This window comes from Geodermatophilus sp. SYSU D00758, assembly GCF_054049955.1.
Window position 1 is genome coordinate 46236 of the sequence record NZ_JBJGYK010000023.1, and the last position, 17348, is coordinate 63583.

The 17348-nt window shown below is 77.2% G+C and carries 16 protein-coding genes; 6 read left to right on the forward strand and 10 right to left on the reverse strand.

Annotated features, from left to right (window positions below; all coding sequences use genetic code 11):
- The first annotated feature begins 123 nt into the window (after nt 1–123).
- Complete coding sequence (locus ACI8AC_RS16995) at nt 124–699, forward strand: class I SAM-dependent methyltransferase (protein ID WP_456899003.1); 576 nt, start codon at nt 124–126, stop codon at nt 697–699.
- Nucleotides 689–1042, forward strand: coding sequence for a TraR/DksA family transcriptional regulator (locus ACI8AC_RS17000; RefSeq protein ID WP_456899004.1), 354 nt, complete (start codon nt 689–691; stop codon nt 1040–1042). Before ACI8AC_RS16995 ends, ACI8AC_RS17000 begins: the two co-directional genes overlap by 11 nt.
- A 69-nt stretch (nt 1043–1111) precedes the next feature.
- On the opposite strand, the gene ACI8AC_RS17005 is transcribed toward ACI8AC_RS17000, so the two are convergent.
- Genes ACI8AC_RS17005 through ACI8AC_RS17030 form a run of 6 tightly spaced genes read right to left on the reverse strand, consistent with a single transcriptional unit; the run spans nt 1112 to nt 6613 of the window.
- Nucleotides 1112–1720, reverse strand: coding sequence for a GNAT family N-acetyltransferase (locus tag ACI8AC_RS17005; RefSeq protein ID WP_456899005.1), 609 nt, complete (start codon nt 1718–1720; stop codon nt 1112–1114).
- A 23-nt stretch (nt 1721–1743) separates the two neighbouring features.
- Nucleotides 1744–2679 carry a glycosyltransferase family 2 protein gene (locus tag ACI8AC_RS17010; RefSeq protein WP_456899006.1) on the reverse strand — a complete coding sequence of 312 codons (936 nt, stop codon included), beginning with the start codon at nt 2677–2679 and terminating at the stop codon, nt 1744–1746.
- Nucleotides 2676–3533, reverse strand: a complete 858-nt coding sequence (locus tag ACI8AC_RS17015) for a glycosyltransferase family 2 protein (protein WP_456899007.1) — start codon at nt 3531–3533, stop codon at nt 2676–2678. Before ACI8AC_RS17015 ends, ACI8AC_RS17010 begins: the two co-directional genes overlap by 4 nt.
- Entirely contained in the window at nt 3530–4570 is a 1041-nt protein-coding gene (locus tag ACI8AC_RS17020) for a prenyltransferase (RefSeq protein ID WP_456899008.1), read from the reverse strand. The genes ACI8AC_RS17015 and ACI8AC_RS17020 overlap by 4 nt, the downstream gene beginning before the upstream one ends.
- 37 nt (nt 4571–4607) lie before the next feature.
- Complete coding sequence (locus ACI8AC_RS17025) at nt 4608–5366, reverse strand: class I SAM-dependent methyltransferase (RefSeq protein ID WP_456899009.1); 759 nt, start codon at nt 5364–5366, stop codon at nt 4608–4610.
- Nucleotides 5360–6613 (reverse strand): glycosyltransferase family 4 protein, encoded by a 1254-nt coding sequence (locus ACI8AC_RS17030; RefSeq protein ID WP_456899010.1) that lies wholly within the window; start codon nt 6611–6613, stop codon nt 5360–5362. Before ACI8AC_RS17030 ends, ACI8AC_RS17025 begins: the two co-directional genes overlap by 7 nt.
- A 73-nt stretch (nt 6614–6686) precedes the next feature.
- Between ACI8AC_RS17030 and ACI8AC_RS17035 the strand changes: the two genes are divergently transcribed.
- Nucleotides 6687–6980, forward strand: a complete 294-nt coding sequence (locus tag ACI8AC_RS17035) for a Dabb family protein (RefSeq protein WP_456899011.1) — start codon at nt 6687–6689, stop codon at nt 6978–6980.
- Between the two features lie 114 nt (nt 6981–7094).
- Entirely contained in the window at nt 7095–8171 is a 1077-nt protein-coding gene (locus ACI8AC_RS17040; protein WP_456899012.1) for a DUF4192 domain-containing protein, read from the forward strand.
- Nucleotides 8172–8238: 67 nt separating this feature from the next.
- Here ACI8AC_RS17040 and ACI8AC_RS17045 read toward each other — a convergent pair whose 3' ends face one another.
- A complete protein-coding gene (locus ACI8AC_RS17045) occupies nt 8239–10317 on the reverse strand; it encodes a S9 family peptidase (RefSeq protein WP_456899013.1) in 2079 nt (692 codons plus the stop codon).
- A gap of 180 nt (nt 10318–10497) precedes the next feature.
- Nucleotides 10498–11205 (reverse strand): metal-dependent transcriptional regulator, encoded by a 708-nt coding sequence (locus ACI8AC_RS17050; RefSeq protein ID WP_456899014.1) that lies wholly within the window; start codon nt 11203–11205, stop codon nt 10498–10500.
- Between the two features lie 151 nt (nt 11206–11356).
- Between ACI8AC_RS17050 and ACI8AC_RS17055 the strand changes: the two genes are divergently transcribed.
- Both ACI8AC_RS17055 and ACI8AC_RS17060 read left to right on the forward strand, forming a co-directional pair.
- Complete coding sequence (locus tag ACI8AC_RS17055) at nt 11357–12538, forward strand: acetoin utilization protein AcuC (RefSeq protein WP_456899015.1); 1182 nt, start codon at nt 11357–11359, stop codon at nt 12536–12538.
- The gene (locus tag ACI8AC_RS17060) at nt 12531–15344 is read left to right on the forward strand and encodes a bifunctional acetate--CoA ligase family protein/GNAT family N-acetyltransferase (protein ID WP_456899016.1); all 2814 of its coding nucleotides are present in this window, start codon (nt 12531–12533) and stop codon (nt 15342–15344) included. Before ACI8AC_RS17055 ends, ACI8AC_RS17060 begins: the two co-directional genes overlap by 8 nt.
- Nucleotides 15345–15409: 65 nt before the next feature.
- Here ACI8AC_RS17060 and sigB read toward each other — a convergent pair whose 3' ends face one another.
- The gene (gene sigB, locus ACI8AC_RS17065; RefSeq protein ID WP_456899017.1) at nt 15410–16393 is read right to left on the reverse strand and encodes an RNA polymerase sigma factor SigB; all 984 of its coding nucleotides are present in this window, start codon (nt 16391–16393) and stop codon (nt 15410–15412) included.
- A gap of 238 nt (nt 16394–16631) precedes the next feature.
- On the reverse strand, nt 16632–17063 hold the full coding sequence (gene dtd / locus ACI8AC_RS17070) for a D-aminoacyl-tRNA deacylase (RefSeq protein ID WP_456899018.1): 432 nt from the start codon (nt 17061–17063) through the stop codon (nt 16632–16634).
- Between the last annotated feature and the right edge of the window lie 285 nt (nt 17064–17348).

Below are 17348 nucleotides of genomic sequence, written 5' to 3' on the forward strand. Positions count from 1 at the left end.
CTCCCGAGGCGTTCGGCGGCCCCGCTGCAGGGTCCCGCCCCGAGCCCGCGAGCGGCGGGGGGCAGCGGGGTCCTCCCAGGGGTCCTCCGGCTGCTGGCCGCCGCGGCGGCCGCGCCGGGGTTCATGCCCGCCGACGAGGGGCGGGCGCTGTACGAGGCCGCCCGGTCGGTCGCCGTCCCGGGCCCGCTGCTGGAGATCGGCTCGTGGATGGGCAAGTCCGCGCTGTACCTGGCCGCCGCGGCCCGTGAGACCGGCCGGCAGGTGGTCACCGTCGACCACCACCGCGGCTCCGAGGAGCACCAGCCGGGCTGGGAGTACCACGACCCCTCGCTCGTCGACCCGGCCGTGGGCCGCCTGGACACGCTGCCGCGCTTCCGCCGCACGATCGCCGAGGCCGGCGCCGAGGACGTCGTCGTCGCGGTCGTCGCCCGCTCGGAGGTGCTGGCCCCGCTGTGGACGACGCCGCTGGCGCTGCTGTTCCTCGACGGCAGCCACACCGAGGAGTCCGCCCGCCGCGACCAGGACGCGTGGGTGGGCAAGCTGGCCGTCGGCGGCACGCTGGCCATCCACGACGTCTTCCCCGACCCGGCCGACGGCGGCCAGGCGCCCTTCGGGGTCTACACCCGGGTCGTGGCCGGCGGGGACTTCACCGAGCTGCCGGGCACCGGGTCGATGCGGCTGCTGCGCCGTGACCGGTGAGGTCGGACCCGGGGCCGGCGGGGACGCCCTGCCCGCCGAGCGGGCCGCCGTGCTGGCGCAGATCGCGGCGCTGACCGCCGAGTTCGACGCGGTGGTGGCGGCGTCCCGCGCGTCCAACGCCGACGACGAGCACGACCCGGAGGGCGCCACCATCGCCTTCGAGCGGCAGCAGCTGGCCACGCTGCTCGACGCGGCGCGGCGCCGGTTGGCCGACGTGGACGCGGCGCTCGACCGCCGGGCCGCGGGGACCTACGGGCGGTGCGAGCGCTGCGGTCGCCGGATCACCCCCGAGCGGCTGGCCGCCCGCCCGGCCACCCGCACCTGCATCGACTGCGCCACCTGAGCCGTGCACGCCGCGCCCGGCCCGCTCGAGGCCCGATCCGTCCCAGGCCCGGTCCGCGACCGCCGGGCGTCAGCCGGTGCGCGGCGCGCGGTGCATGACCCAGACGCGCGGTGCGCCGCCGGGCGGGTCGACCTCGGCGCGCACGGTGAACCCGTGGCGGGCGTAGAGCCGGACGTTGTCCGGGGCCGAGGTCTCGAGCACCGCCGCGGCGCCGGCGGCGTCCACCTCGGCCAGCCCGGCGGCGACGAGCGCGCCGCCCAGGCCGCGACCCCGCCAGGCCGGGCGGGTGCCGACGCAGCCGAGGACCCACGCCTCGCCGGGCGGCCGGTGCGGGGCCACCGCGGCCTCGGCCGCCGCCAGGGCGGCGGCCCGGTCCCCGAGCAGGAGCGGCACCTCCCGGTCGAGCAGCGCCGCCGTCGCCGCGCTGGGCGGCGGTGCGCCCGGCGGCGCCCACGAGGCCGCGGCGACCACCTGCCCGTCCACCTCCGCCAGCCAGGTGCCCGCCCGCTCCGCGCCGGCGATGCCCGCCTCCAGCCGGTAGAGCGCGGTGAGCCGTTCCCGCCGGCGTTCCCCGTCGAGGGCCCAGCGGGTCCAGGAGTAGTCGTCGAAGGCCTCGCCGAGGGCGGCCCCGACCGCGTCGGCGTCCCGGAGCTCGGCGGTGCGGATCACGGGGGTCACCCCCGCAGTCTGCCGTCGGCGGGTCAGCTCACGTAGCGGCGGGCGTTCGAGGTGCGCTGGGCCTCCTCCAGCGCCGCGAACCGGGCCTCGGCGTGCGGGGGGAGGACCTGCCGCTCGCGCAGCACCCAGGGCAGGCCGCGGGCGGCGGCGAGCAGCCCCTGGGCGGTGACCCGGTCCCGGGGCAGCGTGCGCAGCAGGTGCAGGGTGCGCCGCAGCGCCGGGCGCAGCGGCCGGCGCAGCCACGTCGTCCACAGCGTGTTGCGGATGCCGTCGCGCCGCCGCTTGTGCGGGTCCCGGGCGCGGCTGGCCCGGTGGTGGACGGTCAGCTCCTCCAGGTAGCACAGCTCCCACCCGGCGGCGGCCAGGTCGCCGGCCATGAGCTCCTCCTCGCCGCCGAGCCACAGCCGTTCGGAGAAGCCGCCCACCTCGTCGAAGGCCGTGCGGCGGACCACCGACGCCCCGGCGAGGAAGGACCCCAGGGCCGGGCCGGGCAGCCAGTCGGCGCCGTGGACGGGGGAGTCGCGCAGCTCCGGCACGATGGGGTCCTCCGTGCCCGCGGGCTCCACGAGGATGCGGGCGGTGACCACGGCCAGGCGCGGGTGGGCGTCGAGGACGTCGGCCGCCGCGCGCAGCGAGCCCGGGTCCCACCACGTGTCGTCGTCGCAGAAGGCGACGTAGGGGGTGCCGGTGCGCGCGACGCCGACGTTGCGGCCGACCGCGCCCAGGTTCTCGGGGCTGGCGACGAGCTCGACCCCGGGGAAGTGCTCGGCGACCGCCGCGGCGGTCCCGTCGGTGGAGCCGTTGTCGACGAGGACGACGTGCGGCCGCTCCGGCAGGTCGCGCAGCCGGGCGAGCGCACCCAGCGCCTCGTCCCGCCGCTGGTGGGTGATCACGACCACGGCGACCCGGGGATCGGCCTGCGCCCCTGCCCCCGCGGGCGCGGCCTGGGTGGCGGTCACCGGGCCCCCGCCAGCGTGCGAAGGTCCGAGCGGACGGCGGCGGGGACCGGGCGGCGCCGGCGCAGCGCGGCCGGGACGTCCGGCAGCGCCCGCACCAGCCCCGAGCGCTCGGGTCCGCCGGCCCGCAGCCCCTCGGCGACCAGCCGGGCCACGTCCGGCACCGGGTGGCGCATGAGCGCGGTGAGCAGCTTGCTGCGCCAGATCGCCGCGCGGCGCTGCTCGGGGGCGTGCCGGCGGGGAGAGGGGTGGTGGTGCACGGTGACCTCGTCGACGTAGGCCATGCCCCAGCCGGCGGCGGCCAGGTCCAGCGCCAGCCGCTCCTCCTCCCCGGGGAAGCGGACCACGGTGTCGAACCCGCCGACCGCGGTGAAGGCCGCGGTGCGCACCATCGCCCCGCACGCCACGAACCCGAGCAGCGCCGGGCCGGGCAGGTCGGCCGGGGTGCCCAGCGGGCTGGCCGCCATCTCGGTGCACACCGGGTCGAGCCGCTCCTCCGGCCCGACCAGGATGCGCGCGTTCAGGACCGCCAGCCGCGGGTGGGCCCGCATGACCTCGGCGGCCCGGGCCAGCGAGCCCGGCGCCCACCACGAGTCGTCGTCGGCGAAGGCGACGAACGGGGTGCCGGCGCGCTCGACGCCGACCGTCCGGGCGGCCGCCCCGAGGTTGCGGTCGAGGGGCACCACGGTGACCCCGGGGAGGCGGTCGCGGACGGCCTCGACCGTCCCGTCGGTCGAGCCGTTGTCGACCAGGACGACGGGGGCCTCGTGCCGGGGGAGGGAGGCCAGCAGGTCCTCGCGGCGGTTCCGGCTGATGACGACGACGGTGACGTCGGGATCGGGGTCTGCGCTGCTCACGGGCGGACCGTGCCCGCACCGCCGGGAACCCAACCGCCGTCCCGCGCGGGAGTCCCCCCGGCCGGCAGCGCGCCCGGGTCGGTGAACAGCCCGGACGCCGGACCCGCACCGCACAGCGCGTCGACGGCGAGCACCACGGCGGCCGCCGTCCAGGTGGTGCGCTCCACCGGCCAGCGGGCGTCGTCGGCGTAGACCAGCCCGGTCCAGTAGGAGCCGTCGTCGTGCCGCAGGTGCTGCATCGCGGCCACCTGCTCGGCGGCGGCGTCCCGCTTCCCGGCGGCGGCCAGGGCCAGGGCCAGCTCGCAGGTCTCCGCCCCGGTGACCCACGGCCGGTCGGCCACGCACCGCGCCCCGAGCCCGGGGACGACGAACCGGTCCCAGTCGGCCGCCAGCCGGGCGGTCGCCGCCGGGCCGGTCAGGGCGCCGCCGAGCACCGGGTAGTACCAGTCCATCGAGTACCGGGAGCGGTCGGCGAAGGCCTCCGGCCGCTCGCGCAGCGCGGTGCCGAGCTCGTCGGCGGCCAGCTCCCAGTCCGGCTGGGCCTCGCCGGCCAGGCCGGCCAGGGCCACCCCGCAGCGCAGCGCCTGGAACAGGCTGGCGTTGCCGGTGAGCAGGGCGGTGCCGTCGGGGGTGCCGTCGGGGCGCAGCGCCCAGCTGACCGCGCCCCCGGGCAGCTGCATCCGGGTGACGAGGTCCAGCCCGCGGCGCACCGCCGGCCACAGCTCGGTCACCAGCTGCTCGTCGCCGCTGGACAGCCAGCTGTGCCAGAGGCCCACGGCCAGGTAGCCGGCGTGGTTGCTCTCCACCGCGGGCGCGGTCTCGGCGCCGTCGCGGTACTCGGCCGCCCACGAGCCGTCGGCGCGCTGGCGCCGGGCCAGCCACCGGTAGGCCGCCGCGGCGCGGGCGTGCTCCCCGCCCACGTCGAGGGCCATGGCCGCCTCGACGGAGTCCCACGGGTCGAGCTGGCCGCCGGTGAACCACGGCAGGGCGCCGTCGGGCTGCTGCTCGGCGGCGACCGCCCGGACGGTGGCCCGCACCTGGCCGGCGGTCAGGACGCCCTCGACCTCCGGCAGCTCAGACAGCGGTCGTCTCCCGGCGCGGTGCGGGGCCCACGGCCGCGGCCGCCCCCGGCTTGTCGGCGTACACGGCCAGGCTCTTGCCGAGCACCGGGTCCAGCAGCCGCTCGGCGGCGCGGGTGTACCAGGGCCGGCGCACGAGGTCGTGCACCAGGAGGCGGTGGTAGGTGCGGACGGCGGCGCTGTCGCGGTCGACCCCGACCGCGCACTTGAGCCACCAGAACGGCGCGTGCAGCGCGTGGGCGTGGTGCTGCTCCCCGGGGACCAGCCCGGCCGCGGCCAGGCGGGCCCGCAGCTGCCGGCCGCGGTAGATGCGCACGTGGCCGCCCTCGTTGGCGTGGTAGGCGTCCGACAGCGCCCAGCACACCCGCTCCGGCCCGTACCGGGGCACGGTGACCGCGACCCGGCCGGCGGGGGCCAGCACCCGGGCGATCTCGGCGATCGCGGTGGCGTCGTCCGGGATGTGCTCGAGCACCTCGGAGGCGATGACCCGGTCGACGCTGCCGTCGGGGAACGGCAGCGCCAGCAGGTCGCCGCGGACGACCTCGGCGGCGGCGCCGGGCGGCGCCTCGCCGGCCTCGGCGATGGCGGTCAGCCACTGCCGGGTCGTGCGCACCTCCGGCAGGCCGTGGTCGAGCGCGACGACCCGCGCGCCCCGGCGGTAGGCCTCGAAGGCGTGCCGGCCCTCGCCGCAGCCGAGGTCGAGCACGGTCATGCCCGGCCGGAGGTCCAGCCGGTCGTAGTCGACGGTCAGCACGGGTGACCCAGTCCCTCCAGCGTCGCGCGGTACCAGTCCGCCGTCCGTTCCGCCGTGGCGCGCCAGGTGTAGGACGCCAGGGCCCGCCGGCGCCCGGCCCGGCCGAGCTGCTCGGCCAGCGCCGGTGAGTCGAGCACCAGCTGCAGGGCTGCCGTCAGCTCGCCGACGTCCCCGGCCCGGACGATCAGCCCGGCGCGGCGGCCGACCACCTCCGGCAGCGCGCCGGCGTCGGTGGTCACCAGCGGGGTGCCGCAGGCCATGGCCTCGATCGCGGGCAGCGAGAAGCCCTCGTAGAGGGACGGGACGGCGACCACCGCGGCCGACTGCAGCAGCGCGACCAGTTCCGGCTCCGGCAGCGGGCCGGTGAAGCGGACCGCGTCGCGCAGCGCCAGGCGGTCGAGCGCGCCCTCCGCGGGGCCGCCGGACCGCGCGGTACCCACCACGGTGAGCCGGACCGGCCGCTCGGTGCGCAGCTTGGCCACCGCCTCGAGGAGGTGCACGAGGCCCTTGAGCGGGACGTCCGCGCTGGTGGTCACCACGACCGAGTCGGGGTCGCGCGGCCGGCCGGGCGGCGGCGGGGTGAAGACGTCGGGGTCGATGCCGACCGGGGTGACGTCGATGCCACCGGCCGGGACCCCCAGGTGGGTCGCGATGTCGCGGCGGGAGTTCTCCGACACGGTGGTGATGCCGTGCAGCCGGGGGGCGACGCGGGCCTGCATGCGGGTGAAGCCGTACCAGCGGGCGAGGGTGACCCGGCGGCGCAGCGTGGGGGCGGCGGCCAGCTCGAGGTCCCGGTCGATGGCCACCGGGTGGTGCACGGTCGCCACGGTGGGCACCCCGGCGCGGACCAGCCGGAGCAGGCCGTAGCCCAGGCTCTGGTTGTCGTGCACCAGGTCGTAGGCGCCGGCGGAGGGCAGCAGCAGGCGGGCCGCGCGCAGGCTGAAGGTCAGCGGCTCCGGGAACCCGGCGGTGCACATCTGCGCCCACTCGGCGACGTCGAGCCAGTCGCGGAACTCCCGGGGGTGCGGCGTGCGGAACGGGTCGGGCTCGCGGTAGAGGTCCAGGCTCGGGACGCGGGTCAGCGGCACGCCCTCGTCCAGCTCCGGGTAGGGCTGGCCGCTGAACACCCGGACGTCGTGGCCCAGGCCCGCCAGCTCGCGGGAGAGCGCGCGGACGTAGACGCCCTGGCCCCCGCTGTGCGGCTTGCTCCGGTAGGACAGCAGTGCGATGCGCAGCGGCCGTCCCATGGGCGGGGACTCTAGTTCCTGGTTACCGGCGGGTTCGGTACCGGGCCGTGCCGGAGCTGGCAGGGTGGCGGCCATGCTGCGTCACGTCGTGCTGTTCACCTGGTCCGACGCCGCCGACGAGGAGCGCCGGGCCACCACGCTGGCCGCGCTGCGGCGGCTGCCCGAGGAGGTGGGGGGCATGACGAGCTTCGCCGTCGGCCCCGACGCCGGCCTGCGGGAGGGCAACGCGCACACCGCGCTGGTCGCCGACTTCCCCGACGCGGCCGCGTGGCGCCGCTACGCCGAGGACCCCGTGCACCTCCGGGTGATCGAGGAGCACGTGACCCCGTGGCTGGCCACGCGGACCGCGGTGCAGTACGAGGTCTGAGCGCCCTCGCACGGGGGTGACGACCCGGGCCGCGCCTCTCCACAGGCCCGGCGGGCGTCCACAGGCACCGCCGCCCGCCGGGCCGCCCGGCCGCGGCGGCCCAGGCTCCCGGGCATGGACGACACCTCCCCGGTCCGCATCTCCTCCACCGGTGACCTCGCCGCCGCCCTGCCGCACCTGGTGGGCTTCCGGCCCCGGGAGTCGGTCGTCCTCCTCGCCCTCGGCGGGCCCGGGGGCCGGCGGCTCGGGCTCACCGCCCGCGCCGACCTGCCCGGGCCCGCGGTCTCGCTGACCCGGGCCCGTGAACTGGCCCGCACGATGACCACCGACGACCCCGAGGCGGTCGTCGTCGCGGTGGTGTCGGAGGCGCCGGACGTGCCCGAGGGGCTGCCCGGCGGACCCGCAGGGTGCGGTGTCCCGGGGCTGCCGCACCGGGCGGTGGTGCGGGACCTGGTGTTCGCGCTGGGCGAGCGCGGCCTGGCGGTGCCGGAGGTGCTGCTCGTCCGGGGCGGCCGCTGGTGGTCCTACGACTGCCCGCTGCCCTGCTGCGCCCCGGGGGCGGGGCAGCCGGTGCCCGAGGACGGCGAGTACGCGGCGGCCGCGGTGCTCGGCGGCGTGGTGGTGGAGGCCGACCGCGCCGCCCTGCAGGCCCGGATCGCGCCCGCGGACCCGGCGGCGACGCGCGCGCTCGAGGCCGCGACGTGGCGGGTCGCCGACCGGCAGGTGCGGGCGCGGCGCCGCGACCCGGCCCAGGCGGAGCGGGCGTCCTGGCGGGTGGTGACCGAGGCGGTGGCCCGGTGCCGGCCCGGTCCGGGCGCCCGGCCGCTCGCCGACCGGGAGCTGGCCGGGGTGCTGTGGGCGGTCGCCGACGTCCGGGTCCGCGACCGCGCCCTGGGCTTCGCGCTGGGGGAGGAGGCCGCCGCGGCCGAGGTGCTCTGGACCGAGTGCACCCGGCGGGCCCCGGCCCCCTTCGACGCGCCGCCGGCCACCCTGCTGGCGGTCAGCGCCTGGATGCGCGGCGACGGCGCGATGGCCAACGTCGCCCTCGAGCGGGCGCTGGTCAGCCGCCCGGGCTACGGCCTGGCCCAGCTGCTCGCGCAGGGGCTGGCGGCCTGCCTCCCCCCGGCCGAGCTCCGGGCGCTGGTGACCGCGGCGGTGGCCGACGTCCCCGGCGCCCCCGCCGCCGGGTGAGCGGCCCGTCGCCGCCTCGCAGCAGGGCGGGGCTCACAGCAGGGCGGGGCTCACAGCAGGGCGGGGCTCACAGCAGGACGGGGCGCTCCCAGTCCTCCCCCAGGACGTGCTCGGCCAGGAAGGCGAGCACGGTCTCGTACCAGACCTGCGCGTTGCCCGGGGTGAGCACCCAGTGGTTCTCGTCGGGGAAGTACAGGAACCGGGAGGGCACCGCCCGCTTCTGCAGGTCGTACCAGAGCCGCAGCGCCTCCCCGATCGGCACCCGGTAGTCGCGGTCGCCGTGGATGACCAGCACCGGGGTGCGGATCGCGTCGGCGAACCGGTGCGGCGAGTGCTGCTCGTAGCGCTTGGGCTGGGCGAGCGGGTCGCCCCACTCCTTCTCCCAGTAGTAGGCCACGTCGGTGGTGCCGGTGAACGCGTCCATGTCCCAGAGGCTGGCGTGGGTCACGATGGCGCGGAACCGGTCGGTCCGGGTGGCCACCCAGTTGGCCATGTACCCGCCGAAGGACCCGCCCATGGCGGCGGTGCGGGTGGCGTCGACGTCCGGGCGGGCGACGGCCGCGTCGACCGCGGCCACGAGGTCGGTGTAGGGCTCCTCGCCCCAGCGCCCCCAGCCGCGCCGGACGAAGTCCTGCCCGAAGCCCTGCGACAGCGCGGGGTTGGGCAGCAGGACGGCGTAGCCGCGGGCGGCCATCACCCAGGGGCACCACCGCCACGACCAGGAGTTCCAGCTCATGAGCGGGCCGCCGTGGATCCACAGCAGCAGGGGGGCGGGGCGCTCGGCCGAGGCGCCCTCGGGCAGCACCAGCCAGGACTGCACCCGGCTGCCGTCCTCGGCGGTGGCCTGCACCTCGTGCAGCGTGCCGGGCAGGCCGGGGAGGGTCCCCGGGTTCGGCAGCGGCGCCGGGTGCTGACTCGTGGCCCGCGGGTCCAGCCGCACCGGCGCCGGCGGTTCGTCGTAGGCCGAGCGCAGGGCGTAGAGGGCGCTGCCGTCCCGGGCCACCTGCAGGTCCGAGTAGGCGCCGTCGGTGGTCATCCGGACCGGCTCACCGCCCTCCGCGGGCACCCGGAACAGGGCGTGCCGGCCGTCGTCGTCGGCGAGGAAGTAGACCGTCCGCCCGTCGGCGGAGAACTGCGGCGCGCTCGGCCAGCGGTCGAAGCCGGCGGTGAGCTCGCGGGCGGCGCCGGTCGCCGGGTCGACGTGCAGCAGGGTGTAGTCCGGCGGCTCCTCGTAGCTCGACGTCGACTCCCGGACGCACACCGCCGCGGTCCCGTCGGGGGAGAAGCGGGCGGAGTGGACGTCGGCCAGCGGGTCGTCGACCAGCACGCGGAGCTCGCCGGTGCCGGTGTCCTGCACCACCAGGCGGTCGCGGCGGCCGGCCGGCCCGTCGGGCACCGTCTGGGTGCGCAGCGCCAGCCGGCCGTCGGGCGAGAGGTCGACCGCCTCGCCGGCGCCGTCGGGGGGCGCGGCGTCCGGGGTGAGGTCGCGCAGCACGACCGGCTCGGTCGTGCCCCCCGCCGGCGGCTCGGGCGGCACCGGCCCGACCCAGAACAGGTGCGGCGTGGCGGGCCCCAGGTCGGCGTCCCAGTGGCGCACCGGGTAGGCCTCGTGGAGGACCGCGGTCACCCCGGCGTCCTTGCGGGCCTTGCGCCGCGCGGCGTCCTCCTCGGGGTCCGCGGCGCCGGGCATCGCCTCGGCCAGGAGGACGACGTCCCCGCTGCCGGCGGCCACCGCGAACCCGCCGACCCCACCGGGGTGGGTCACCAGCACCCGGGCCTCGCCGCCGTCGGCGGGCAACGCCCACAGCGCCGGCTTCGGGTCCTCGCCCCCGGGGGCCGCGCCCGGGTCGGGGCGGGCCGAGGTGAACAGCAGCGACCCGTCGGGGGCGAAGGCCGGGGAGGCCTCGCCGGGGGCGCTGCGGGTCAGCCGTCGCGCCTCCCGGCGTCCCTCCGGGTCGACCTCCCACAGCGCCGACCGCCACCGGGTGCCCTCGGCGTCGAGGGTCTGCACGGAGACCACCAGCCGCCGCCCGTCGGCCGACAGCGCCAGCCCCGCGACGCGGGGGAGCGCGACGAAGTCGGCCAGCCGGGCGAACGGGGTGGAGGAGGCCTCGGTCGGGGCGGGAGTGGCGTCGGGCTGGCTCACGCGGGCCTTCTCTCGGGCGGGGGAGGCACCCCCCGGGCCGGGGAGGCGTCGCCCCACCGTAGGAGCCGGGTGAGCGTGGCCCCTCGCAGGGGCCCGCCGCGGCCCCGTCCGGAGGCTCGCCCCGGGCCTGCGAGGGGTGAGGAGGACGGGGTCCTTACAGGGGGGCGAGGGGGTCCTCCCTCAGATCCGGGGCGCGGCCTCCACCGGCGTCAGCTCCTCGTCGAGCGCGCTGACGAACACGTGCTGGGCGACACCGGCCGGCAGCGGCCGGCCGTCCAGGCTGATCGAGCCGGCGGCGAGCTGGGCCACGGCGACCGCGCCGGGCCGCAGGCCCTGGTCGGCCAGGGCGCGCATGAGCTCGGAGTCCTCCTGGAGCTGCTCGCTGATCCGGCGGATCTCCACGCGGCGCCCCTCCGGCGTGGCGGTCGTCGAGAGCAGGGTCAGCGAGTCCAGCACGGCCGAGGTCTCCCCGCCGAGCGCGTCCAGCCCGGGGATCGGGTTGCCGAAGGGGGAGACCGTCGGGTTGCCGAGCAGGGTGAGCAGCTTGCGCTCCACCGCCTCGCTCATGACGTGCTCCCAGCGGCAGGCCTCCTCGTGGACGTCGGCGTAGTCGAGGCCGATGACGTCCACGAGCAGGCACTCGGCCAGCCGGTGCTTGCGCATGACCGCGGTGGCCAGCTGGCGGCCCTGCTCGGAGAGCTGCAGGTGCCGGTCGCCCTCGACGGTCAGCAGGCCGTCGCGCTCCATGCGGGCGACCGTCTGGCTGACCGTGGGGCCGCTCTGGTGCAGCCGCTCGGCGATGCGGGCGCGGAGGGGGACGATCCCCTCCTCCTCCAGCTCGAAGATGGTGCGGAGGTACATCTCGGTGGTGTCGATGAGGTCGTTCACAGCTCTCCTCCGTGTCGCACCTGATCGTACGGGGGGTCGGGACCGCTGCCGAGCACGTTCGGGGGCCGGTGCCCCCGCGCGGCGGTAGCGTCCCGGGCGGGGACGGGGACGCCGGCAGCGGGCCGGCGCCGGACGCCGGCGAGGAGGGACCGTGAGCGATTCGGTCGCGGTCGTCTGGGACGACGCGCTGCTCGGCTACACGATGGGCGGGGACCACCCGCTGCACCCGGTCCGGCTGGACCTCACCATGCGGCTGGCCGACTCCCTCGGCGTCCTCGCGAGCGATCGGCTCGAGGTGGTGCGGCCCACCCCTGCCGGCCCGGACCTGCTCACCCTGGTGCACGACCCGGTCTACCTGGAGGCGGTCCGCCGGGCGCCCGCCGAGCCCGGCATCGGCTTCGGGATGGGGACGCCGGACAACCCGATCTTCGAGGGGATGTACGACGCGGCCGCGCTGATCACCGGTGGCAGCGTCCTGGCCGCCGAGCGGATCCACACCGGCCGCGCCCAGCACGCGGTCAACATCTCCGGCGGGCTGCACCACGCCATGCGCGACCGCGCCTCCGGGTTCTGCGTCTTCAACGACGCCGCGGTGGCGATCGCCTGGCTGCTGGCCCAGGGGTACCAGCGGATCGCCTACGTCGACGTGGACGTCCACCACGGCGACGGCGTGCAGGCCGCCTTCTACGACGACCCCCGCGTGCTGACCGTGAGCGTCCACCAGACGCCGCTGACCCTGTTCCCCGGCACCGGGTACCCGGAGGAGACCGGCAACCCGGACAAGGCGCTGGGCAGCGCGGTCAACCTGGCCCTGCCCAACGGCACCGACGACTCCGGCTGGCTGCGCGCCTTCACCGCCGTCGTCCCCGGGGTGCTGCGGGCGTTCCGGCCGGAGATCCTGGTGACCCAGTGCGGCTGCGACGCCCACCACGAGGACCCGCTCGCCGACCTCGCGCTCACCGTCGACGGGCAGCGCGCGAGCTACCGGGCGCTGCACGACCTGGCCCACGAGATCTGCGACGGCCGGTGGCTGGCCCTCGGCGGCGGCGGGTACGGGCTCGTCCGGTGCGTGCCGCGGGCGTGGACCCACCTCATCGCCGAGGCCTCGGGCGACCGGCTGGACCCGGCGACGGAGATCCCGGAGTCCTGGCGGGAGGACGTCGTCCGCCGGGGACTGCGGGCCCGGCCGCCCACGCACATGACCGAGGGCGGGTACACCGGCTTCACCCGCTGGGACCCCTTCACCGAGTCCCGGGTGGACCGCGCCATCATGCGCAGCCGGCGGGCCTCGTTCCCCTACTTCGGCCTCGACCCGGACGATCCCCGTGACTGAGCCCCAGGACCACCCGGCCGCCGGGGGCGCCGCCGGGACGCAGCAGCCGACGGACCCCGGCCCCGCAGACGGCCGGCCCGCGGAGCCGGGGACCGCGGAGCCGGGAGATACCGAGCCGGGGACCACCGAGCCCCAGCCGCCCGCGCACTGGGAGGCCGACATCATCGCCGCCGACGGCGGCACCGTGCACCTGCGGCCGATCCGCCCCGCGGACGCCGACGGCCTGGTCGGCCTCATGGACCGCAGCTCCGACCAGACCCGGTACTACCGCTTCTTCGGGCCCATGAAGCGGCTGTCGGAGAGGGACCTGCACCGCTTCACCCACGTCGACCACGACGCGCGGGTGGCCTTCGTGCTGGTGCTCGGCGACCAGGTCGTCGGCGTCGGCCGCTACGACCGCTACCCCGGAACCGCCGACGCCGAGGTGGCCTTCCTGATCGAGGACGCCCACCAGGGCCGCGGCCTGGGCTCGGTGCTGCTCGAGCACCTCGCGGCCGCGGCGGGCGAGCGGGGCATCGAGCGGTTCGTCGCCGAGGTGCTGGCCCAGAACAACCGGATGGTGCGGGTCTTCCTCGACGCCGGGTACACGCCGACCCGCTCCTACGAGGACGGCGTCGTCCACCTGAGCTTCCCGATCGCCCCCACCGAGACCGCCCTCGCGGTGCGCTACGAGCGGGAGCAGCGCAGCGAGTCCCGGTCGATCGCCCGGCTGCTCACCCCCTCGTCGGTGGCCGTGGTCGGGGCCAGCAACGACGAGGACAAGGTGGGCCACGCCGTCCTGCGGCACCTGCTCGACTACGGGTTCCGCGGGCCGGTCTACCCGGTGAACCCCGGCACCCGCCACGTCCGCGGGGTGCCGGCCTACGCCGGCATCGAGGACATCCCGGACGACGTCGACCTCGCGGTGCTCGCCGTCCCCGCCGACGAGGTGGCCGGCGTCGTCGAGGCCTGCCGCCGCAAGCAGGTGCGCGGGCTGGTGGTCATCTCCGGCGGCTTCGGCGAGTCCGGGCCCGAGGGGCGCGCGGCCGAGCGGCGGTTCGTCTCGGCCGCGCGCGCGTCCGGGATGCGGGTCGTGGGGCCCAACTGCCTGGGCATCGTGAACACCGACCCCGCGGTCCGGCTCAACGCCAGCCTGGCGCCGCGGGTGCCCGGCCGCGGCCGGGTCGGCTTCTTCGCGCAGTCCGGGGCGCTGGGGTCGGCCCTGCTCGAGCAGGCGCGCACCCGCAACATCGGGCTGTCGAGCTTCGTGTCGGCCGGCAACCGGGCGGACGTCAGCGGCAACGACATGCTGCAGTACTGGGCGACCGACCCGGGCACCGAGGTCGTCCTGCTGCACCTGGAGAGCTTCGGCAACCCCCGCAAGTTCGCCCGGCTGGCCCGGCGGGTGGGGCGGACCAAGCCGGTCGTGGCGGTGAAGAGCGGCCGGCACGTGCGCATGACCGCGGGCCTGGCCGGCACCTCCGTCGCCGTGCCCGAGGAGTCCGTGGGCGCGCTGTTCGCCTCGGCCGGCGTCATCCGGGTCGAGACCCTCGCGCAGCTCTTCGACGTCGGCACCCTGCTGGCCCACCAGCCGCTGCCGGCCGGCGACCGGGTGGCCGTCGTCGGCAACTCCACGGCGATGGGCGTGCTGGTCACCGACGCGGTCCTCGAGGAGGGCCTGGAGCTGGCCCACGAGGCGCCCACCGACATCGGCGCGGCCGGCTCGGCCGAGGACTTCCGGGTCGCCCTGCAGGAGGCCCTCGACGACGACGGCGTCGACGCCGTCGTCGCGGTGTTCCTGCCGCCGCTGCGCCGGGGGTCCGACGCGTTCGGCCGGGCGCTGCGCGACGTGGCCCGCGACGCGACCAAGCCGATCGTGGCCACGTTCCTGTCCACCGAGGGGATCCCGCCGGAGGTCGCCGTCCCCGGCGAGCACGGGACGCCGGCCCGCGGCTCGGTGCCCTCGTTCTCCACGCCGGAGCGGGCGGTCATCGCGCTGGCGAAGGTGGCGCAGTACGCCCGCTGGCGGCGCCGGCCGGTCGGCGCGCTGCCGCAGCTGGAGGGCATCGACGAGCAGGCCGCCCGCACCGTCGTCACCACCGCGCTGGGCGACGACCCCCGCGGGCGCCCGCTCACCGACGACGAGACGATCGCGCTGCTGGCCGCCTACGGGGTGCCGCTGCTCGGCACGCGCACCGTGACCGACGCCGAGGCGGCGGTCGCAGCCGCCGAGGAGATCGGCTACCCGGTGGTCCTCAAGTCCACCGCGCCGTGGCTGCGGCACCGCTCCGACCTGGGCGGGGTGCGCCTGGACCTGCAGGACGCCGAGGACGTGCGCACCGCCTACGCGGCGATCCCCGCAGGCGACCCGGTGGTCGTGCAGGAGATGGCCGCGCCGGGCGTGGCGACCGTCGTGGAGATCGTCGACGACCCCTCGTTCGGCGCGCTGGTCAGCTTCGGTCTCGGCGGGGTGGCCACCGACCTGCTCGGCGACCGCGCCTACCGCACGCTGCCGCTCACCGACACCGACGCCGCCGAGCTGGTGCGTGCCCCCCGGGCGTGGCCGCTGCTGAACGGCTACCGAGGGTCCGAACCGGTCGACGTGGCCGCGCTCGAGGACCTCCTGCTGCGGGTGGCCCGGCTCGCCGACGACCTGCCCGAGGTGCTGCGGCTCTCGCTGGAGCCGGTGATCGTCGGCCCGCCGGACCCCTGGCACGGCGGCCGCTCGCTGGTGATCGCCGGGGCCACCGTGCGGGTCGGCCCACCGACGGCGCGGGTCCCGCCGGGCCCCCGCCGCATGCGCAGCCCCGGCGACCTCCTGTACTGACCGCACACGACGGAGCCGGGCCGCCCTCGACGAGGGCGACCCGGCTCCGCGGGGCGACGGGGCCGTCAGGCCAGGTAGTCGCGCAGGGCGTCGGCGCGCTGCGGGTCCCGCAGCTTGGCCATCGTCTCGCGCTCGATCTGGCGGACCCGCTCGCGGGAGAGGCCGAACTGCTTGCCGATCTGCTCCAGGGTCCGCGGCTGCGAGCCGTCCAGGCCGAACCGCAGCACGACCACGTCCCGCTCGCGCTCCTCCAGCGTGGCCAGCACGTTGCGGACGTCGCCCTTCATCATCTGGAAGGCGACGGCGTCCTCGGCCACGGCGGCGTCGGCGTCCTCGATGAAGTCACCGAGCCGGGACTCCTCGTCGGCGCCCACGGTCTGGTCGAGGCTGACCAGGTCGCGGGAGTACTCGAGCAGCTCGGTGATCCGCTCCGGCGTCATGTCCAGCTCGAGGCCGAGCTCCTCGGCGGTGGGCTCCCGCTCCAGCTCCTGGTGGATCCGGCGGCGGGTGCGCACGACCTTGTTGACCTGCTCGGCCAGGTGCACGGGCAGCCGGATCGTGCGGCCGGAGTCGGCCATCGCGCGGGTGATGGCCTGGCGGATCCACCACGTCGCGTAGGTCGAGAACTTGAAGCCCTTGGTGTAGTCGAACTTCTCGACGGCGCGGATCAGGCCGACGTTGCCCTCCTGGATGAGGTCCAGGAACGTCATGCCGTGGCCGGTGTAGCGCTTGGCCACCGAGACGACCAGGCGCAGGTTGGCCTCCAGCAGGTGCCGCTTGGCTGCCTTGCCGTCCACGGCCAGCGCCTTGTAGTCCCGCTGCAGCGCGGGGGTCAGCTGCCGCTCGCCCAGCAGCCGCTCGGCGTACAGGCCGGCCTCGATGCGCTTGGCGAGCTCGACCTCCTGCTCGGCGGTGAGCAGCGCCGTCTTGCCGATGGTGTTCAGGTACACGCGCACGAGGTCGGTCGACACCAGGCCGGTGGTGTCGGGCTCGCGCCGCGGGGCGCGCACCTCGAGGGTGTCGTTGGGGGAAGACTGCAGCAGCGTCACGATCTGTCTTCGTCCTTGCCTTCGTTTCGGATGCAGCCACCGGGCGTCGATGGCGACGGCCGCATCCGGGCGTCATGGGCCGGGCCCCGCGGCGCGGGGCCCGCCCCTCGCTCAGGTCTCCGTGTGGTACGTCCTGTCCAACGGCCACGACCCGGCCGGGTGTTCCGCCGCGACCGGGTTCACAGCAGACGCACAGGACGTGTGCTGTGTCACCCCGGATACCCGTCGTGGCCGCGGCTCAGACCTCGAGCAGGAGTGTCATCGGACCGTCATTCACCGAGGTCACCTGCATCCGCGCGCCGAAGACGCCCGTCCCGACGCGGGCGCCGCGGCGGCGCAGCTCGCCGACCACCTCGTCGACCAGCGGCTCGGCGACCTCCCCGGGCGCCGCCGCGTCCCACGAGGGACGCCGGCCCTTGCGCGTGTCGGCGTACAGCGTGAACTGGCTCACGACCAGCAGGGGGAGGACGAGGTCGGCGGCCGACCGGGCGCCCTCCTCGGTGGGGAACACCCGCAGCTCGTGGACCTTCCGCGCCAGCGCCCGGGCGCGGGCGGCGTCGTCCCCGTGCCCCACGCCCACCAGGGCCAGCAGGCCGCGGCCGATCTCCCCGACGACCGCCCCGTCCACCGTCACCGAGGCCGAGGCGACCCTGCTCACCACCGCGCGCACCGGACCATCCTCGCCGCCGCCGCCGGCGGCCGGCGTGCCCCGGGCCCCGGGGGCACCGGCCGCGCGGCGGGGAGGGGCGCCGGACCCGCCGCGTAGGGTCGGGGACCGTGGCGCTGGGGGAGGGCACCGACCTGGTCGGGGAGGCCTACCGGCTCGCCCAGCGGCTGCTCGCCCCGGTGGGCGAGCGCTGGGGGCACACCCGGGGCGTGGGGGGCGGGGCCCCCCCGGCCGCCGCCCCCGGCGCCCGCCCCCCCCGCGCCGCGCGGGTGGGGGGGGCCCTCCGGG